The organism is Microbacterium sp. GXF0217, from assembly GCF_054798195.1.
Genome location: NZ_JBSJZG010000003.1, coordinates 503308 through 519463, shown reverse-complemented (window position 1 = coordinate 519463; position 16156 = coordinate 503308). Strand labels below are relative to the sequence as shown.

17 protein-coding genes are annotated in these 16156 nt (G+C 68.0%); 10 read left to right on the top strand and 7 right to left on the bottom strand.

The genetic code is table 11. The features are described 5' to 3' along the window. Positions 1-76: 76 nt before the first annotated feature. Together ACWAT3_RS08595 and ACWAT3_RS08590 are read right to left on the bottom strand one after the other, a co-directional pair. Positions 77-1189, bottom strand: coding sequence for a BMP family lipoprotein (locus tag ACWAT3_RS08595; RefSeq protein WP_460797565.1), 1113 nt, complete (start codon positions 1187-1189; stop codon positions 77-79). A gap of 130 nt (positions 1190-1319) precedes the next feature. Further along, entirely contained in the window at positions 1320-2435 is a 1116-nt protein-coding gene (locus tag ACWAT3_RS08590; protein WP_460797563.1) for a mannose-1-phosphate guanylyltransferase, read from the bottom strand. 148 nt (positions 2436-2583) lie between these two features. Between ACWAT3_RS08590 and sdhC the strand changes: the two genes are divergently transcribed. Genes sdhC through ACWAT3_RS08560 form a run of 6 tightly spaced genes read left to right on the top strand, consistent with a single transcriptional unit; the run spans position 2584 to position 8278 of the window. Then, a complete protein-coding gene (gene sdhC / locus ACWAT3_RS08585; RefSeq protein WP_460797561.1) occupies positions 2584-3018 on the top strand; it encodes a succinate dehydrogenase, cytochrome b556 subunit in 435 nt (144 codons plus the stop codon). Then, positions 3018-3473 carry a succinate dehydrogenase hydrophobic membrane anchor subunit gene (locus ACWAT3_RS08580; RefSeq protein WP_460797559.1) on the top strand — a complete coding sequence of 152 codons (456 nt, stop codon included), beginning with the start codon at positions 3018-3020 and terminating at the stop codon, positions 3471-3473. Before sdhC ends, ACWAT3_RS08580 begins: the two co-directional genes overlap by 1 nt. Positions 3474-3487: 14 nt before the next feature. Next, positions 3488-5293: a succinate dehydrogenase flavoprotein subunit gene (sdhA, locus tag ACWAT3_RS08575; protein ID WP_460797558.1), complete on the top strand. Its 1806-nt coding sequence runs from the start codon at positions 3488-3490 to the stop codon at positions 5291-5293. A gap of 1 nt (position 5294) precedes the next feature. Further along, entirely contained in the window at positions 5295-6065 is a 771-nt protein-coding gene (locus ACWAT3_RS08570; protein ID WP_460797556.1) for a succinate dehydrogenase iron-sulfur subunit, read from the top strand. Positions 6066-6085: 20 nt separating this feature from the next. Continuing rightward, positions 6086-7375 carry a YihY/virulence factor BrkB family protein gene (locus tag ACWAT3_RS08565; RefSeq protein ID WP_460797554.1) on the top strand — a complete coding sequence of 430 codons (1290 nt, stop codon included), beginning with the start codon at positions 6086-6088 and terminating at the stop codon, positions 7373-7375. Between the two features lie 9 nt (positions 7376-7384). Then, a complete protein-coding gene (locus ACWAT3_RS08560; RefSeq protein WP_460797552.1) occupies positions 7385-8278 on the top strand; it encodes an exodeoxyribonuclease III in 894 nt (297 codons plus the stop codon). A gap of 23 nt (positions 8279-8301) precedes the next feature. Here ACWAT3_RS08560 and ACWAT3_RS08555 read toward each other — a convergent pair whose 3' ends face one another. Beyond that, positions 8302-8613: a hypothetical protein gene (locus tag ACWAT3_RS08555; protein WP_460797550.1), complete on the bottom strand. Its 312-nt coding sequence runs from the start codon at positions 8611-8613 to the stop codon at positions 8302-8304. Between the two features lie 57 nt (positions 8614-8670). Between ACWAT3_RS08555 and trpS the strand changes: the two genes are divergently transcribed. Further along, positions 8671-9675 carry a tryptophan--tRNA ligase gene (gene trpS / locus ACWAT3_RS08550; RefSeq protein ID WP_460797549.1) on the top strand — a complete coding sequence of 335 codons (1005 nt, stop codon included), beginning with the start codon at positions 8671-8673 and terminating at the stop codon, positions 9673-9675. 65 nt (positions 9676-9740) lie between these two features. Next, the gene (locus ACWAT3_RS08545) at positions 9741-10388 is read left to right on the top strand and encodes a hypothetical protein (RefSeq protein WP_460797547.1); all 648 of its coding nucleotides are present in this window, start codon (positions 9741-9743) and stop codon (positions 10386-10388) included. 4 nt (positions 10389-10392) lie between these two features. Here the strand turns inward: ACWAT3_RS08545 and pth are convergent, their stop codons facing one another. After that, the gene (pth, locus tag ACWAT3_RS08540) at positions 10393-10974 is read right to left on the bottom strand and encodes an aminoacyl-tRNA hydrolase (protein ID WP_460797546.1); all 582 of its coding nucleotides are present in this window, start codon (positions 10972-10974) and stop codon (positions 10393-10395) included. An 85-nt stretch (positions 10975-11059) separates the two neighbouring features. Further along, entirely contained in the window at positions 11060-11677 is a 618-nt protein-coding gene (locus tag ACWAT3_RS08535) for a 50S ribosomal protein L25/general stress protein Ctc (protein WP_460797544.1), read from the bottom strand. A 220-nt stretch (positions 11678-11897) separates the two neighbouring features. Between ACWAT3_RS08535 and ACWAT3_RS08530 the strand changes: the two genes are divergently transcribed. Together ACWAT3_RS08530 and gndA are read left to right on the top strand one after the other, a co-directional pair. Continuing rightward, positions 11898-12023: a hypothetical protein gene (locus ACWAT3_RS08530; RefSeq protein WP_460797542.1), complete on the top strand. Its 126-nt coding sequence runs from the start codon at positions 11898-11900 to the stop codon at positions 12021-12023. Positions 12024-12188: 165 nt separating this feature from the next. Continuing rightward, positions 12189-13637, top strand: coding sequence for an NADP-dependent phosphogluconate dehydrogenase (gndA, locus tag ACWAT3_RS08525; protein WP_460797540.1), 1449 nt, complete (start codon positions 12189-12191; stop codon positions 13635-13637). A gap of 50 nt (positions 13638-13687) precedes the next feature. On the opposite strand, the gene ACWAT3_RS08520 is transcribed toward gndA, so the two are convergent. Then, positions 13688-14920, bottom strand: coding sequence for an FAD-binding oxidoreductase (locus tag ACWAT3_RS08520; RefSeq protein ID WP_460797538.1), 1233 nt, complete (start codon positions 14918-14920; stop codon positions 13688-13690). Positions 14921-14992: 72 nt separating this feature from the next. Further along, positions 14993-16144, bottom strand: coding sequence for a galactonate dehydratase (dgoD, locus tag ACWAT3_RS08515; RefSeq protein ID WP_460797537.1), 1152 nt, complete (start codon positions 16142-16144; stop codon positions 14993-14995). Positions 16145-16156 lie beyond the last annotated feature (12 nt).

Below are 16156 nucleotides of genomic sequence, written 5' to 3'. Positions count from 1 at the left end.
ATTTCCTGAAGTGTCCGTTCACGGCGCGGGGCGAGCGGTCGCATTCGACCACTCGCCCCGTCCGAACTCACTCAGCTCACGGGGAGTTCTCGGACTCCACCGTGATGTCACCGGAGATGATCTGCTCCTGCAGGGTCGCGATCTCGTCGGTCAGGCCTTCGGGGAGCTCAGCCTCGAAGTCGCCGAAGCCGGAGAGCTTGACGCCCTCGTTCTCGAGCGTGCCGACGTACGGCGTCGCGTCGAACTCGCCTTCGGCGGCGGCGATCGTCGCGTCCTGGACGGCGACGTCGATCGCCTTCATGATCGAGACGAGGGTGAGGTCGGCCACGCTCGGGTCCGCGACGGCGAGGTCGCTGTCGACGCCGACCAGCAGCGTGTCCTTGCCGCTGTCGCGGATCGCGGCGGCCGCGCTCTGGTAGACCGGTCCGCCGACGGGGAGGATCACGTCGACGCCCTGGTCGAGCACGCCCTGCGCGGTGACCTTGGCGGTGTCGTTCGCGTCGAAGCCGCCCGTGAACGAGCCCTTCTGCGTCGCAGCATCCCAGCCGAACAGCTCGACCGCGCCCGACTTGTCCTCGTTGTACTTCTCGACACCGAGCTGGAAGCCGTCCATGAACACGGCCACGGACGGGATCTGCATGCCGCCGAAGGTGCCGACCTTGTTCACGCCGCTCTGCGCCGACCATGCGGCCGATGCGTACCCGCCGAGGTAGGCGGCCTGTGCGGTGTCGAACACCAGCGGCTTGATGTTCGGAGCATCCGTCTCGCCGTCGAAGTCGTTGTCGGCCCAGTCGTCGATGATCGCGTAGTTGATCTCGGGGTTCGCGAGCGCGGACTCGACGGTCGCCGCCGACAGCTTGAAGCCGACGGACACGATGAACGAGCAGCCCTCGGAGACAGCGGTCTCGAGGTTGGGCGCGTAGTCGTTGTCGTTGGCCGACTCGAACTCGAGCGGCTCGATGCTGAGCTCCTCAGCCGCGGCATCCATGCCCTCCTTGGCGGACTGGTTGAACGACTTGTCGTTCCAACCGCCGGCGTCGGAGATCAGGCAGGGCAGGAAGTCGGAGTCGACAGGTCCTGCGCCCTCCCCCTCGGTCTCCTCCGGAGCTGCACCACAGCCTGCGAGCGACAGGGCGACCCCGGTCGCCACGAGCGCGGCGAATGCGCGCTTTCGAGTGGAAATGGTCACGTAAGCCTCCACGACTACTGGCCTGCGCCGATCGCAAGGCCCCGAGGACAAATTACCCAGTGTTACGGGCGCCTGGCACACCAGTGCGGTTAATGGTTACAAACCCGAAACAGAGCGGTCTCTCTCGACGTCAGAGCACGTCGCCGCGACCGGTGAGCTTCAGTGACTCGACGACGCCCTTCACGCGCTGCGCGTGCTCGATCGTGGTGACCAGCAGCGCGTCAGGGGTGTCGACCACGACGATGTCCTGCACGCCGACGAGGCTGATCACGCGCGACGTCTGACTGACCAGGATCCCCGTCGCCGCATCCGACAGCACGCGCGCCTTCCGCCCGAGGACTGCGAGGTCGTTCTTGCGCCCGTTGGTGATCAGCTTCGTGAGCGAGGCGAAGTCGCCGACGTCGTCCCAGTCGAAGTGCCCGGGGATCACGGCGAGGCGCCCCTTCTCCGCTGCGGGTTCAGCGACCGCGTAGTCGATCGCGATCTTCTTCAGCCCCGGCCAGATGCGGTCCACCGCCGGGCCGCGCGCCGCGCGATCGTCCCACGCCTCGGCCAGCTCGATCAGGCCGGCGTGCAGCTCTGGTTCGTTGGCCGCGAGTTCGTCCAGCAGAACGCTCGCCTTGGCGATGAACATGCCCGCGTTCCAGAGGAACGACCGGTCGGCGTAGTACTCCTTCGCCGTCTCGAGATCCGGCTTCTCGACGAAGCGCTCGACGGTCGCCGCCTCCGGCGCGCCGTCGACGACGAGTTCGTCGCCCTTGCGGATATACCCGAATCCGACGGACGGCTCCGACGGCTGGATGCCGATGGTGCAGATGTATCCGGCGCGGGCGACCTGCACCGCCTGCAGGACAGCGAACTCGAAGGTGCGCGTCCCGCGGATGACGTGGTCGGCCGCGAACGAGCCGATGATGACGTCCGGGTTGCGGCGGTGCAGGATCGCCGCCGCCAGCCCGATCGCCGCGGCGGACTCGCGCGGCTCGGACTCCAGGAACACGTTCATGTCCGGGATGCCGGGCAGTTCGCCCTCCACGGCTGCCCTGTGCGCTCGCCCGGTGACGACGGCGATGCGCTCGGGGCCGGCGAGCGGCTCGAGCCGATCCCAGGTGTCGCGCAGCAGCGAGTTGCCCGATCCGGTCAGGTCGTGCAGGAACTTCGGCGCGTCCGCCCGCGAGAGGGGCCACAGACGACTCCCGATGCCACCGGCCGGAATCACTGCGTAGAAGTCGTCGATCGGCTCCGTCATGCCCCTCACCCTAGCGCGTCGATAAATCTCGACATCGAGATACTTAGGTTCGCCTTCCTCGCTCCCAGCGATTGAACAGGAATAGGATGGTCAGCGTTCGGGCGCGCCTGTGCGCGCTGCCGATACAGATCGATCAGGGAGGACGACCGTGTCCGCAAGCACTCGCTTGACACCGTCGATTTCGGAGACGACATCCAAGACCCCGCGCGGCACCCTTTATCGGGGCCGCGAAGGCATGTGGTCCTGGGTGCTTCACCGCATCACCGGCGTCGCCATCTTCTTCTTCCTCCTGGTGCACGTGCTGGACACAGCACTCATCCGGGTGTCTCCCGAGGCGTACAACGCCGTCATCGGCACGTACAAGAACCCGGTGATGGCGTTCGGCGAGGTCGTGCTGGTCGCCGGCATCGCCTTCCACGCGCTCAACGGCCTGCGCATCATCCTCGTCGACCTGTGGTCGAACGGCGCCCGCTACCAGCGCCAGATGTTCTGGATCGTCATCGGCCTGTGGGCGGTGCTGATGGCCGGTTTCGTGCCGCGCCATCTCGCACTCGCGTTCGCCGGCTTCGGAGGGGGACACTGATGACCGCCCAGACCGCGATCGCGCCGTCCGGCCGCCGCACGCGCCGCTTCAACCTCGAGAAGTGGGGCTGGATGTTCATGCGGGCATCCGGTGTTCTCCTGGTGATCCTCATCTTCGGCCACCTCTTCGTGAACCTCATGCTCGGCGAGGGCATCCACGCCCTCGACTTCGCGTTCATCGCCGGCAAGTTCGCCGATCCGTGGTGGCAGTGGTGGGACGTCATCATGCTGTGGCTCGCCCTCCTGCACGGCGCCAATGGCATGCGCACCATCGTCAACGACTACGTCACCCACCCCACCGCCCGCAAGGCGCTGACCTGGGCACTCGGCCTGGCCGCCGGCCTGCTGATCGTGCTCGGCACCCTGGTCGTGTTCACGTTCGACCCCTGCCTCGGCGTGACCGAGTCCAGCAGCCTGTGGGACATGTGCGTGGCCAACGGTTCGGTCGGGAACTGAGAGAGAGCTAGAGAGTGACCACCCAGACTCACGATTCCGTCGTCCGCGACGGCGTCCACTACCACCAGTTCGACGTCGTCATCGTCGGCGCAGGCGGCGCCGGCATGCGGGCGGCCATCGAGGCCGGCCCCGGCGCGAAGACGGCCGTCATCTCCAAGCTCTACCCGACGCGCTCCCACACGGGTGCTGCGCAGGGCGGCATGGCCGCGGCCCTCGCGAACGTCGAGGAGGACAACTGGGAGTGGCACACCTTCGACACCATCAAGGGCGGCGACTACCTCGTCGACCAGGATGCTGCGGAGATCCTCGCCAAGGAGGCCATCGACGCGGTCATCGACCTCGAGAACATGGGCCTGCCCTTCAACCGCACCCCCGAGGGCAAGATCGACCAGCGCCGCTTCGGCGGGCACACCGCCGAGCACGGCAAGACGCCGGTCCGCCGTGCGTGCTACGCCGCCGACCGCACCGGCCACATGATCCTGCAGACGCTGTTCCAGAACTGCGTGAAGCTGGGCATCAACTTCTTCAACGAGTTCTACGTGCTCGACCTCATCACGGTGAAGGACGATGCGGGTGCGACGCAGATCGCCGGCGTCGTGGCGTACGACCTCGCCACGGGCGAGCTGCACGTCTTCCAGTCCAAGGCCGTGATCTTCGCGACCGGCGGATTCGGGAAGATCTTCAAGACCACCTCCAACGCGCACACCCTCACCGGTGACGGCGTCGGAATCATCTGGCGCAAGAACCTGCCCCTGGAGGACATGGAGTTCTTCCAGTTCCACCCGACCGGACTCGCGGGCCTCGGCATCCTTCTCACCGAAGGCGCCCGAGGTGAAGGCGCGATCCTGCGCAACGCGTCCGGCGAGCGGTTCATGGAGCGCTACGCCCCCACGATCAAGGACCTCGCACCGCGTGACATCGTCGCCCGGTCGATGGTGCAGGAGGTCCTGGACGGACGCGGCGCCGGCCCGAACAAGGATTACGTGCTGCTGGACTGCACGCACCTGGGCGCCGAGATCCTCGAGACCAAGCTCCCGGACATCACCGAGTTCGCCCGCACCTACCTGGGCATCGACCCGGTCGTCGAGCCCGTGCCCGTCATGCCCACCGCGCACTACGCGATGGGCGGCATCCCGACCAACAACGACGCCGAAGTGCTCAGCGACAACACCACGGTCGTGCCGGGGCTCTACGCCGCCGGCGAGTGCGCCTGCGTCTCGGTGCACGGCTCGAACCGCCTCGGCACCAACTCGCTGCTCGACATCAACGTGTTCGGAAAGCGTGCAGGACGCAACGCCGTCGAATACGCGAAGAACGCGGAGTTCGTGCCGCTGCCCGAGAACGCCGCCGGCTTCGTGTCGGACATGATCGAGGGCCTGCGCACCAACGCCGGCACCGAGCGCATCGCGGTGCTCCGCAAGACGCTGCAGGACGAGATGGACAAGGGCGCGCAGGTCTTCCGCACGCACGAGTCGCTCGAGCACGTCCTCGGCGTGATCGCCGAGCTGCGCGAGCGCTACAAGAACGTGCACGTCGACGACAAGGGCCACCGGTTCAACACCGACCTGCTCGAGGCCGTCGAACTCGGCTTCCTGCTCGACCTCGCCGAGGTCGTCGTCTACGCCGCGCAGAACCGCGAGGAGAGCCGTGGCGGTCACATGCGCGATGACTTCCCGAAGCGCGACGACGAGAACTGGATGAAGCACACCATGGCGTACCTGACCGGCGACCCCCACTCGTCGACGCCGTCCGACCACATCAAGCTCGACTCGAAGCCGGTCGTCCAGACCCGCTACCAGCCGATGGAGAGGAAGTACTGACATGTCCACCGCTGTCGCAGAGGCGCACACCGCCGATTCCGCCGCGGACGCGGAGATCCAGTCCTTCCTCGTCACCTTCATCATCCGCCGCTTCGACCCCGAAGTGGATGCCGAGCCGCACTGGGTCGACTACGACGTGGAGCTGTACTCCACCGACCGCGTCCTCGATGCACTGCACAAGATCAAGTGGGAGGTGGACGGCTCGCTGAGCTTCCGCCGCTCCTGCGCGCACGGCATCTGCGGATCCGATGCGATGCGCATCAACGGCCGCAACCGCCTCGCCTGCAAGACGCTGATCAAGGACCTGGACATCTCCAAGCCGATCTACGTCGAGGCGATCAAGGGCCTGCCGCTGGAGAAGGACCTCATCGTCGACATGGAGCCGTTCTTCGCCTCCTACCGCGAGGTGCAGCCGTTCCTCGTCGCGAGCACGACGCCTGAGAAGGGCAAGGAGCGCACGCAGTCGATCGCGGACCGCGCGATCTTCGACGACACCACCAAGTGCATCCTGTGCGCTGCGTGCACCTCGTCGTGCCCGGTCTTCTGGACCGACGGCCAGTACTTCGGACCGGCCGCGATCGTGAACGCGCACCGCTTCATCTTCGACTCGCGCGACGACAACGCCGGCGTCCGCCTCGACATCCTCAACGACAAGGAGGGCGTGTGGCGCTGCCGCACGACCTTCAACTGCTCCGAGGCATGCCCCCGCGGCATCGAGGTGACCAAGGCGATCGCCGAGGTCAAGCAGGCGGTCCTGCGCGGCCGTCCCTGACCCTTCGCTAACCTGACAGGGTGAGCCGCCCCGACAGCACGCCGACGCCGACGCCCAGCGCGCGCGACCAGCGCGGCCTGGCCGATGTCGCCGCGCGCGAGGAGCAGAATCTCCGCGCCCGCTGGGATGAGACGCAGGCGAGTCTGCGAGAGCGGTTCGAGCAGCCGATCTCCCGCGCCACGGAGATCACGCATCGCACGCTCGCGTGGTTTCCCGTGCGCGTGTGGCGCAACTTCCTCCAGCACGAGGGCTTCCTCCTCGCCGCCGGTGTCAGCTATCAGGCGCTGTTCGCCGGGTTCGCCGCCGTGTACGTCGCCTTCGCGATCGCCGGACTCTGGTTGGGCGGCAACGCCGAGGCGGTCGACGGCCTCATCAACGTCATCAACAACTACGTTCCAGGGCTCATCGTGGATGGCGGGTTGATCACTCCCGACCAGGTGCAGGAGATCGCCAGCGGGACCACCGGGACCTTCAGCATCACCGGTGCGATCGCTCTCGGCACGCTGGTGTGGACCGCGGTCGGCGCCATCTCGTTCGCCCGCCGCGCGGTCCGAGGCGTCTTCGGCATCCCGCCCGATCGACGCAACTACTTCCTGTTGAAGGGACTGGATTTCCTGGCCGCGATCGTGTTCGGGGCTGGACTCGTCCTCGGCACCGCACTCGGCACGCTCGGAACCTGGGCACTCGAGTTCGTGTTCACGCTGATCGGGCTGGGCGGTGCGTCGACTCTGTCCTCCCTCACCGTGCGTCTGGTCACGATAGCGATCCTGTACATCGTCAACACCGTGCTGCTGGCCGGACTGTTCCGCTTCCTCACCGGCACTCAGCTCACGTGGCGGCGCATCATGCCGGGCGCGTTCCTCGGCGCGGCCGCGACGACGGTGCTGCAGCTCGGTTTCGGCCTGTTCCTCAGCTACACGCCGTCGAATCCGCTGCTCGCCACGTTCACGGTGTTCATCGTCATGCTGCTGTGGTTCCGCCTGATCGGTATCGTGCTCCTCGTCGCGGCATCCTGGATCGCGGTCGCCGCGCAGGACAACCACATCGCCCTGCTGCCGCAGTCCGAAGCGGAACGCCTGGCCGCCGAGCACAAGGCACTGCTCGTCGCCGCGCAGGTCCGGCTGCGGACCGCGCAGGAGGCGCGCACGATCGCGCCCTGGTACCGGATCTGGGCCGCGGACCGCGCCGTCAGGGAAGCGCAGGACGAACTGGAACAGGTCGAGGCCGCCGCTCCCCCTGCACCAACCAAACGGGTCCGTCCGTCAGCCCGGAAGACCATCGCCGACGGCGATGTCCGACGCTCCGAATAGGCTGGGCAGATGCCTCATCTGCGTATCGCCACAGTCAATGTCAATGGGATCAGGGCGGCCGTCCGCAACGGCATGAGCACCTGGTTGGACGCCGCGGACATCGACATCCTGACCCTTCAAGAGGTGCGCGGGCAGGACGAGCACCTCGAAGCGGCACTGCCGGGCTGGTCCATCGTCCACGACGAGGCCACGGCCAAGGGACGCGCGGGCGTCGCGATCGCGAGCCGGACGCCGGCAGCCGCCAGCCGGACCGCGTTCGGACCTGACGACTTCGATTCGAAGGGACGCTGGATCGAAGCCGAGTTCCCGCTCGGCGATCGGACGCTGACGGTCGTGAGCGCTTACGTGCACTCCGGTGAAGCCGACACCCCCAAGCAAGACGAGAAGTGGAAGTTCCTCGACGCCATGGAGCAGCGGATGTCGCAGCTGAGCGCTGACGGCGCTCTGGCGCTGATCACCGGTGACCTGAACGTGGGGCACCGCCCCCTCGACATCCTGAACTGGAAGGGCAACGTCAAGAAGTCCGGATTCCTGGCGCGGGAGCGGGCCTACTTCGACCGCTTCCTCGGCGCCGCGGGCGAACCAGTGGCCGGTCAGGAGGGCATCGGCCGAGGCATGGTCGGGCAGCTCAGCGACACGCGCCCCTACGCGCCGGAGGGCGACGGCACGGGCCTCGGCTGGATCGACGTCGGGCGCCGTTTCCACGGCGAGATCGAGGGTCCGTACACCTGGTGGTCGATGCGCGGCAAGGCGTTCGACAACGACTCCGGCTGGCGGATCGACTACCACCTCGCGAGCCCCGCACTGGCCGAGCGCGTGGAGTCTTACCAGGTGGCTCGCGCGGCATCCTATGACCAGCGCTGGAGCGACCACGCCCCCGTCGTGGTGGACTACCGCTACTGACGACCTGACAGGGCGGCATCCGACTATGCGGTGAGCAGGACCGCGAAGAGACCGACCGTGACGACGAGGAAGGCGGCCGCGCTCACGAGCCCGGCGGTCGCCCTGCGGCCTCGCGGGAAGATGAGCGGGACGCTCAGGGTGAGCGGAATCGCGAGCGCGATCGCGAACAGCGACCCGAAGATCAGCGCATAGCCGTGCGGATCGGAACCTGCTCCACCGAAACGGCTGCTGAGCGTCATACCCGCGAAGAGCACGAACGGCGGGCCGAACACGATCGTGAGCACGATCCCGGTGATCCGCACCGCGCGGCTCCCTCGCTCGCTCGTCGAGTTCATCCCCCGAGTGTGTCAGGAAGCATCAGCGCGACGCCACGCCGCCCTAGGATTGAGAGCGTGACGAAACCTCGCCTTTACTCCGGAATGCAGCCCTCAGCCGACTCCCTCCAGATCGGCAACTACATCGGGGCGCTGCTGCAGTGGCGGGATCTGCAGAATTCCTACGACGCCTACTTCTCGGTCGTCGACCTGCACGCGCTCACCGTCGCTCAGGACCCGAAGGAGCTGCGCGAGAAGACGCGCCGCACGGCGGCGCAGTACATCGCGGCCGGTATCGAGCCGTCGCAGTCCACCCTGTACGTCCAGTCGCACGTGCGCGCGCACGCCGAGCTCGCGTGGATCCTCTCGACGATCACCGGCTTCGGCGAGGCCGGGCGGATGACCCAGTTCAAGGACAAGTCGGCGCGGTACGGCGCGGACGCCACCTCGGTCGGCCTGTTCACGTATCCCGTGCTGATGGCCGCCGACATCCTGCTGTACCAGACGGATGTCGTGCCCGTCGGCGACGATCAGAAGCAGCACGTCGAGCTCACCCGTGACCTCGCCGAACGCTTCAACTCCCGCTTCGGCGAGACGTTCGTCGTCCCGATGCCGGTGATCCAGAAGGATACCGCCCGGATCTACGATCTGCAGAACCCGACGTCGAAGATGTCGAAGTCCTCCGAGAGCGACGCCGGCGTCCTGTGGCTGCTGGACGACCCGGCGAAGACGGCGAAGAAGATCATGCGCGCCGTCACCGACACCGAGGGCAGCGTGCGGTTCGATCGGGAGAACAAGCCCGGTGTATCGAACCTGCTGACGATCTACGCGGCCCTCACCGGCCGCCAGGTCCCCTCGATCGAGGACGAGTACGCTGGCCGCGGCTACGGGGACTTCAAGAAGGGACTCGCCGAGGTCGTCGTCAATGAGTTCGCACCGGTGCACGACCGCGCCATAGAGCTGCTCGACGACCCTGCCGAGCTCGACCGCATCCTCGCGGTCAATGCGGCGAAGGCGGATGCCGTCGCGGACAAGACTCTCGCGGCCGTGTACGACAGGGTCGGCCTCCTGCGTCGCGTCTGAATCCGAGCTGTCTCGTCGAGCGCACGGTCCCGTTCGTCGCGCACGGCGAGACATAGGATGGGTGCGTGACCGACCCGCAGCAGCCCGACGCCTTCCGCTCGCCCGCTCCCCCGGCCGCGCCGCCGGTGCCGCAGGCGCCGCCCGTGCCGCAGGCCCAGGAGTTCCCGGCGCCCGGATACCAGGCGCCGGGGTACCAAGCGCCCGGGTACCCGGTCTCGGCTCCTCAGGCCGCCGTGTACCAGGCTCCGGTCGGTGCGTATCAGGCCCCGGCGGGCGGGTACCAGAGCGCCGTCGGTCCGTACGCCGCACCGACGGCCCCGGAGCCGCAGTCGCGGACCACGGGTGCCGTCGCGCTGATCCTGTCGCTCGTCGCGGCGATCCTCGTTCCCCTCGTCGGCGCCGTCGCTGCGTTCGCCGTCGGCAGCATCATCCCCGGGGCACTCGAGGACGTCACCTCCGCCGATCTGGATTCGCTGGCGTTCCTGTCCCCCGCACGCGACGAGGTGCTGTGGACCGAGATCGCGTTCTGGACCGGCACGGTCGTCGGGATCGCCGCGTTCATCCTCGGCATCCTGGCGATCGTGAAGCGGCGCGGTCGTGGCCAGGGCATCGCGGCGCTCGTCGTCGCCGTCCTCGGCCCTGTGGTGTTCTTCACCGCCGTCTTCATCGCGCTGAGCGTGGGCGCAGCCGTCGGCGCTGCGGGGATGGCCTGACGCGTCAGCGCGGCGCGTGGTGCTTCTGCTGCGCGGCGAGCAGCCCGTCCGCGACGAGCGTCTCCACGGCATCCGCGGCATCCGCGATCAGGACCGGCAGGTTCTTGCGCTCGTCCGCGACGAACGGCGACAGGACCCAGTCCGCCGGATCCTGACGCCCCGGCGGCCGCCCGATGCCGACCCGCACCCGCGGGAACTCGGGCGTCGTCAGGGCGCTCGCGACGTCGCGGACTCCGTTGTGCCCTCCAGGCCCTCCGCCGATCTTGAGCTTGATCGAATCGAACGGGATGTCGAGTTCGTCGTGCACGATCACGACGCGCTCGGCCGGCACCGAGTAGAACCGAGCCAGAGCGGCCACCGGGGTACCGGACACGTTCATGAACGTGTTGGGCTTCGCCAGGATCAGCTTGTCGCCGCCGGGGCGCAGCCAGGTCTCGACCACCCTCGCGCCCGCCTTGTGCGCGCGGAACGACTCGTTCCGTCTGCCGGCGAGCTCGTCCATGACCATCTGGCCGACGTTGTGCCGCGTGGTCTCGTAGCGGGGGCCAGGATTGCCCAGCCCCACGATCAGCCACGTGTCCGCCACGTCCGGCTCCTCTCGAACATCGTCAGAATATGACAGAGGGGACACGATCGCTCGTGTCCCCTCTGTCGAAGTCGTGCCGGCGGGATTACTCCGCTGCGGCCTCGGCTGCCGGAGCCTCGTCTGCACCCTCGGCCTCGCCGTCGGTCTCCTCGGCGGCCTCAGCGGCAGCCGGGACGGAGATCGCGACGATGAGAAGCTCGGGGTCCGCGAGAAGCGACGCACCCTTGGGCAGCGCCACGTCGGCGGCGGTGATGTGCGCGCCCTCTTCCAGGCCCTCGACCGAGACCTCGAAGTGCTGCGGGATGTGCGTCGCCTCGACCTCGACGGCGAGCGTCGTGTTCTCGAGGTTGACGATCGTGCCGGCGAACGACTCGCCCGTGACGACGAGCGGGACGTCGACCTGGATCTTCTCGCCCTTCTTCACGACCAGCAGGTCGATGTGCTCGATGATCTGGTGCACCGGGTCCTTCTGGACATCCTTGACGAGCGCGAGGTGCGACTTGCCCTCGATGTCGAGCTCGAGCAGCGCGTTGGCGCGACGGATGATCAGGGCGACCTGGTGGCCGGGCAGTGCGACGTGCACCGGCTCCGTGCCGTGGCCGTACAGAACGGCGGGGATCTTTCCTGCAGCGCGCAGGCGGCGGGCGAAGCCCTTGCCGAAGCTGTCGCGCAGCTCGGCGATGACCTTGGTGTCGTCAGACATTGGTTCTCCTTCGGGGCACGCGACGAAGGGCCGCGTGGTGGTCTTGAGTTCGGCTTCTCGAGCAGACGCGAGGAAAACAGCCACGATGACAGCTTCGCCGCGTCGATCACGGATGCCGCGCACGCGAAGCATCCCTCGCCGAGGAACCACTCAAGCGTACCCGATGCACCGGTAGAGTGAAGACACTCGACGAAATCCCACGAATCTGGAGTCCTGCACAATGATCGACGGCGCCTTCCTCTCCCACGCGATCGCCTGGCTGATCGGTGCCATGACCGTCTGCGCAGGCGTGTTCACGATCGGCGCGCTGTTCTCGCTCGGCCGCTCCGGATACCGCAAGGACTGACCGCCCGCCGCGAGACGCGTCCGCGAGCTCGCGGACGAGCGTCCGAGCCGGCACGACGTCTCACCGACTCCGGTTTCATCACCTCCCGCGACACACGGACACGCCGAGGGTCCGGGCCGCGATAATCTGGGAGCAATCCCCTACTTCACGATCGAGGAGCATTCTGTGCCCGAAGCATCAGCGAACATCGGAGTCGTCGGACTCGCCGTCATGGGTTCGAACCTCGCCCGCAACCTCGCCAGCCGCGAGGGCAACACGGTGGCGATCTTCAACCGCAGCTACGAGAAGACGCAATCCGTCCTCGACGCCCACCCCGAGGCGGGCTTCGTCCCCGCGCAGACGTACCAGGAGTTCGCCGACTCGCTGCAGAAGCCGCGCACCGCGATCATCATGGTCAAGGCCGGCGGCCCGACCGATGCCGTGATCAACTCGCTCGTCGAGGTCTTCGAACCGGGCGACATCATCGTCGACGGCGGCAACGCGTACTTCCCCGACACGATCCGCCGCGAGAAGGCCGTCCGCGAGACGGGCATCAACTTCGTCGGCGCCGGGATCTCCGGTGGCGAAGAGGGCGCGCTGCTCGGCCCGTCGATCATGCCCGGCGGCTCCGACGAGTCCTGGATCACGCTCGGCCCGATCCTCAAGTCGATCGCCGCTGTCGCCGAGGGCGAGCCGTGCGTCACGCACATCGGACACGACGGTGCAGGTCACTTCGTCAAGATGGTGCACAACGGCATCGAGTACGCCGACATGCAGCTGATCGCCGAAGCCTACGACCTGATCCGTCGCGGCACGGGCAAGTCCCCGGCCGAGATCGCCGAGATCTTCGCCGAGTGGAACAAGGGCGAGCTCGAGTCGTACCTCATCGAGATCACCGCCGAAGTGCTGCGCCAGGTGGACGCCGAGACCGGCAAGCCACTCGTCGACGTGATCCTCGACCAGGCCGGCGCCAAGGGCACCGGCGCGTGGACCGTGCAGACGGCTCTTTCGCTCGGCGTCCCCGTCTCGGGCATCGCCGAGGCGACCTTCGCGCGTTCGCTCTCCAGCCACCCCGAGCAGCGCGCCGTCGCCGGCGCCCTCCCCGGACCCGACGAGGCGTTCACCGTCGCCGATCAGGCCGCGTTCATCGAGGACGTCCGCCTCGCGTTGTACGCGTCGAAGATCGTCGCCTACTCGCAGGGCTTCGACGAGATCCGCGCGGGAGCCGCCGAGTACGAGTGGTCGATCGACCTGGGCGCCGTGTCGAAGATCTGGCGCGGTGGATGCATCATCCGCGCCCAGTTCCTCAACCGCATCGCCGACGCGTACGCCGAGGACGCCGACCTGCCGGTGCTGATGACCGCTCCGTACTTCGCCGAGGCGCTCACGCGCGCGCAGGCCGCGTGGCGCCGCGTCGTCGTGTCGGCCGCGCAGGCCGGAATCCCGGCACCGGCGTTCTCGTCGTCTCTGTCGTACTACGACGGCCTCCGCGCCGATCGTCTGCCGGCGGCACTGGTCCAGGGCCAGCGCGACTTCTTCGGAGCGCACACTTACAAGCGCATCGACAAGGAAGGCACCTTCCACACGCTGTGGTCGGGCGACCGCACCGAGATCGAGGCCGAAGACACGCACTGACGTGACACCGCAGAAGGACCGGGAGCCAGCGGCTCCCGGTCCTTCTGCGTTCACAGCGCGATGTTGTGATTGCGCTGGAACAGGTTCTCTGGGTCCCAGCGCCGTTTGACCTCGAGGAGTCGCTCGTACCCTGGACCGCTGAACATGCCTGGCACATCCGCCGGTCGCTCCACCGGCGAGAAGTTGCCGTACTCCGCGATGCGGCCCCGCGCGATCCGCTCCCAGTCGGCGACGATCCGCGCCCGCGCGTCCTCATCGACCAGATCAGGGATGTCGAAGGCGCCGGCCATCACGAACCAGGCAGCCGCGCGTGCGGGGAACGCCGTCGATTCCTGCTCGACCTCGCCGAACGCGCCGCCGAGCGATCGCAGGAACACGACGGACACCGGATAGGCGGCGCGGAACGCCACCAGAGCGTCGATCAGCTCATCGTCGAGTCTGGCGAAGAGACCGTTTCCGCCGATGAACCCCGGAGGAGCCTGCTCCGCCCCCTCGGGGGGCGTCGGCGGCACCATCAGGATGTCGCGGTACGCGGGCGTCGTGATGGTGGTCGAGACGCCGTCGATCGCGCTGATCGGGGCGAGAGCATCCCGCAGGCGATCGGGCTCCGCCCCAGCCCACACGGCGCTGAGGCTCGCGCCGGCCGGCGCGCTCGGGTCCATCGGTGGGACGTCCATGTAGGTAACGGTGAGCTCGCGCGGCGCCGACCGCATGACGTCGCGCGTCGCGCGCAGCACTGTCGCCGGGTCGCCGGTGAAGGAGTTCTCGGCGAAGGCGATGCCGTCGAGCGCGTGGGCGGCGAAATCGAAGCGCGTGGCGACGCCGAAGTTGCCGCCGCCGCCCCTCAGCGCCCAGAACAGATCGGCGTTCTCCGTGGCGGACGTCTCGACGACCTCGCCCGTCGCCGTGACGACCTCGGCACCCACGAGCTGGTCCACGGCGAGGTCCCACGCCCTGACCATCCAGCCGATGCCGCCGCCGAGCGTGAGTCCGCCGACGCCGACTGTCGCGGTGTCACCGGAGCTGATGGCGAGCCCGTGCGGAGCGAGCGCGGAAGCGACGTCGCCCCACAGCGCTCCGCCCCCGACGTGGACGGTCGTTCCCTCGATCGTGATGTCGGCGAGCTCGGAGAGCTCGATGCGCAGTCCAGGCGACGAACCATGTGACCAGACGCCGTGGCCGCCGGCGACGACGGTCAGGGGTGCTGCTTCCGTACGAGCCCGCTGCACGACGGCGGCGACCTCCGAGACGGTGGACGGACGGACGATGACGGTATCGGTCATGCCACGACGTTAGACCCGGCCACGGACATCCGGCCACTGCTCTGGCCTCTTCGGATCAGTGGCGAACAGTGTTCACCACTCGGCCAGAGAACCGTCCGGATGCCGCCACACGGGCGTCTGCCACCGCTCCCATCGCGCCGAGGCATCCCGGACGGCGCGTTCGTCGATCTCGACCCCGAGCCCCGCTCCCGTGAGCCGAGCGAAATGACCGTCCACGAACCGCAGCGGCTCGGTGTCCGCGACGTAGTCGAGCACCTCGGCACCGGCGTTGTAATGGATGCCGATCGACTGCTCCTGAATCAGATGGTTCGGCGTCGCGAAGCCGACCTGAAGGCACGCGGCCAGCGCAAGAGGCCCGAGCGGACAGTGCGGGGCGATGACGGCATCGAAGGTCTCGGCGAGCGCTGCGATCCGGCGCACCTCCGAGATCCCGCCGGCATGGGAGACGTCCGGCTGCAGGATGGCCGTGCCTGCCTGCAGCATGGGGAGGAACTCCTGCCTGCTGTATAGCCGCTCCCCCGTGGCGATCGGGATCGTCGTGGCCTCGACCATGCGACCGATCATGTGCGAGTTCTCGGGGACGACCGGCTCCTCGATGAAGAACGGATGCAGCGGCTCCAGCAAGGGCGCGAGTCGGCGCGCGGTCGCGAGCGTGAAGCGGCCGTGCAGATCGACCGCGACATCCCGGTCGGGGCCGAGCACCTCGCGGGCGCTCGCGACGCGGGACACGACGCCGTCGAGCTCGGCGACCGAGCCGTTGCGGCTCATGCGACCGGAGGCGTTCATCTTCACCGCGGTCAAGCCGACGGCGAGCTGCGCGGCGATGTGATCCGCGACCTCGGACGGTTCGTCGCCGCCGACCCAACCGTACGCGCGGATGCGCTCGCGCACCGCGCCGCCGAGCAGATTGTGCACTGGGACGCCGAGCCGCTTGCCCTTCAGATCCCACAGCGCCTGATCGACACCGGCGACCGCGCTGGCCAGCACTGCTCCGCCGCGATAGAACTGCCCCTTGGAGAGCACCTGCCAGTGCTCCTCGATGAGACCGGCATCCTTCCCGAGCAGGTAGTCGGCGAACTGATCGACGGCGGCGCGGACGACGTCCGCGTATCCCTCCAGGGATGCCTCGCCCCAGCCCACCAGGCCCTCCGACGTCTCGATGCGGACGAACAGCCAGCGCGGCGCCACGGGGAACGCCTCGACCCGTTCGATGAGATCACTCATGCTGTCCTGCGC

What these genes read in the sequence shown, in the direction of transcription:
- ACWAT3_RS08570 (WP_460797556.1), top strand. Translation starts at nt 5,295, where the DNA reads ATGTCCACCGCTGTCGCAGAGGCGCACACCGCCGATTCCGCCGCGGAC.
- ACWAT3_RS08555 (WP_460797550.1), bottom strand. Translation starts at nt 8,613, where the DNA reads ATGAACTCGACGAGCGAGCGAGGGAGCCGCGCGGTGCGGATCACCGGG.
- ACWAT3_RS08530 (WP_460797542.1), top strand. Translation starts at nt 11,898, where the DNA reads ATGATCGACGGCGCCTTCCTCTCCCACGCGATCGCCTGGCTGATCGGT.
- ACWAT3_RS08520 (WP_460797538.1), bottom strand. Translation starts at nt 14,920, where the DNA reads ATGACCGATACCGTCATCGTCCGTCCGTCCACCGTCTCGGAGGTCGCC.
- dgoD (WP_460797537.1), bottom strand. Translation starts at nt 16,144, where the DNA reads ATGAGTGATCTCATCGAACGGGTCGAGGCGTTCCCCGTGGCGCCGCGC.
- ACWAT3_RS08535 (WP_460797544.1), bottom strand. Translation starts at nt 11,677, where the DNA reads ATGTCTGACGACACCAAGGTCATCGCCGAGCTGCGCGACAGCTTCGGC.
- ACWAT3_RS08580 (WP_460797559.1), top strand. Translation starts at nt 3,018, where the DNA reads ATGACCGCCCAGACCGCGATCGCGCCGTCCGGCCGCCGCACGCGCCGC.
- ACWAT3_RS08560 (WP_460797552.1), top strand. Translation starts at nt 7,385, where the DNA reads ATGCCTCATCTGCGTATCGCCACAGTCAATGTCAATGGGATCAGGGCG.
- ACWAT3_RS08590 (WP_460797563.1), bottom strand. Translation starts at nt 2,435, where the DNA reads ATGACGGAGCCGATCGACGACTTCTACGCAGTGATTCCGGCCGGTGGC.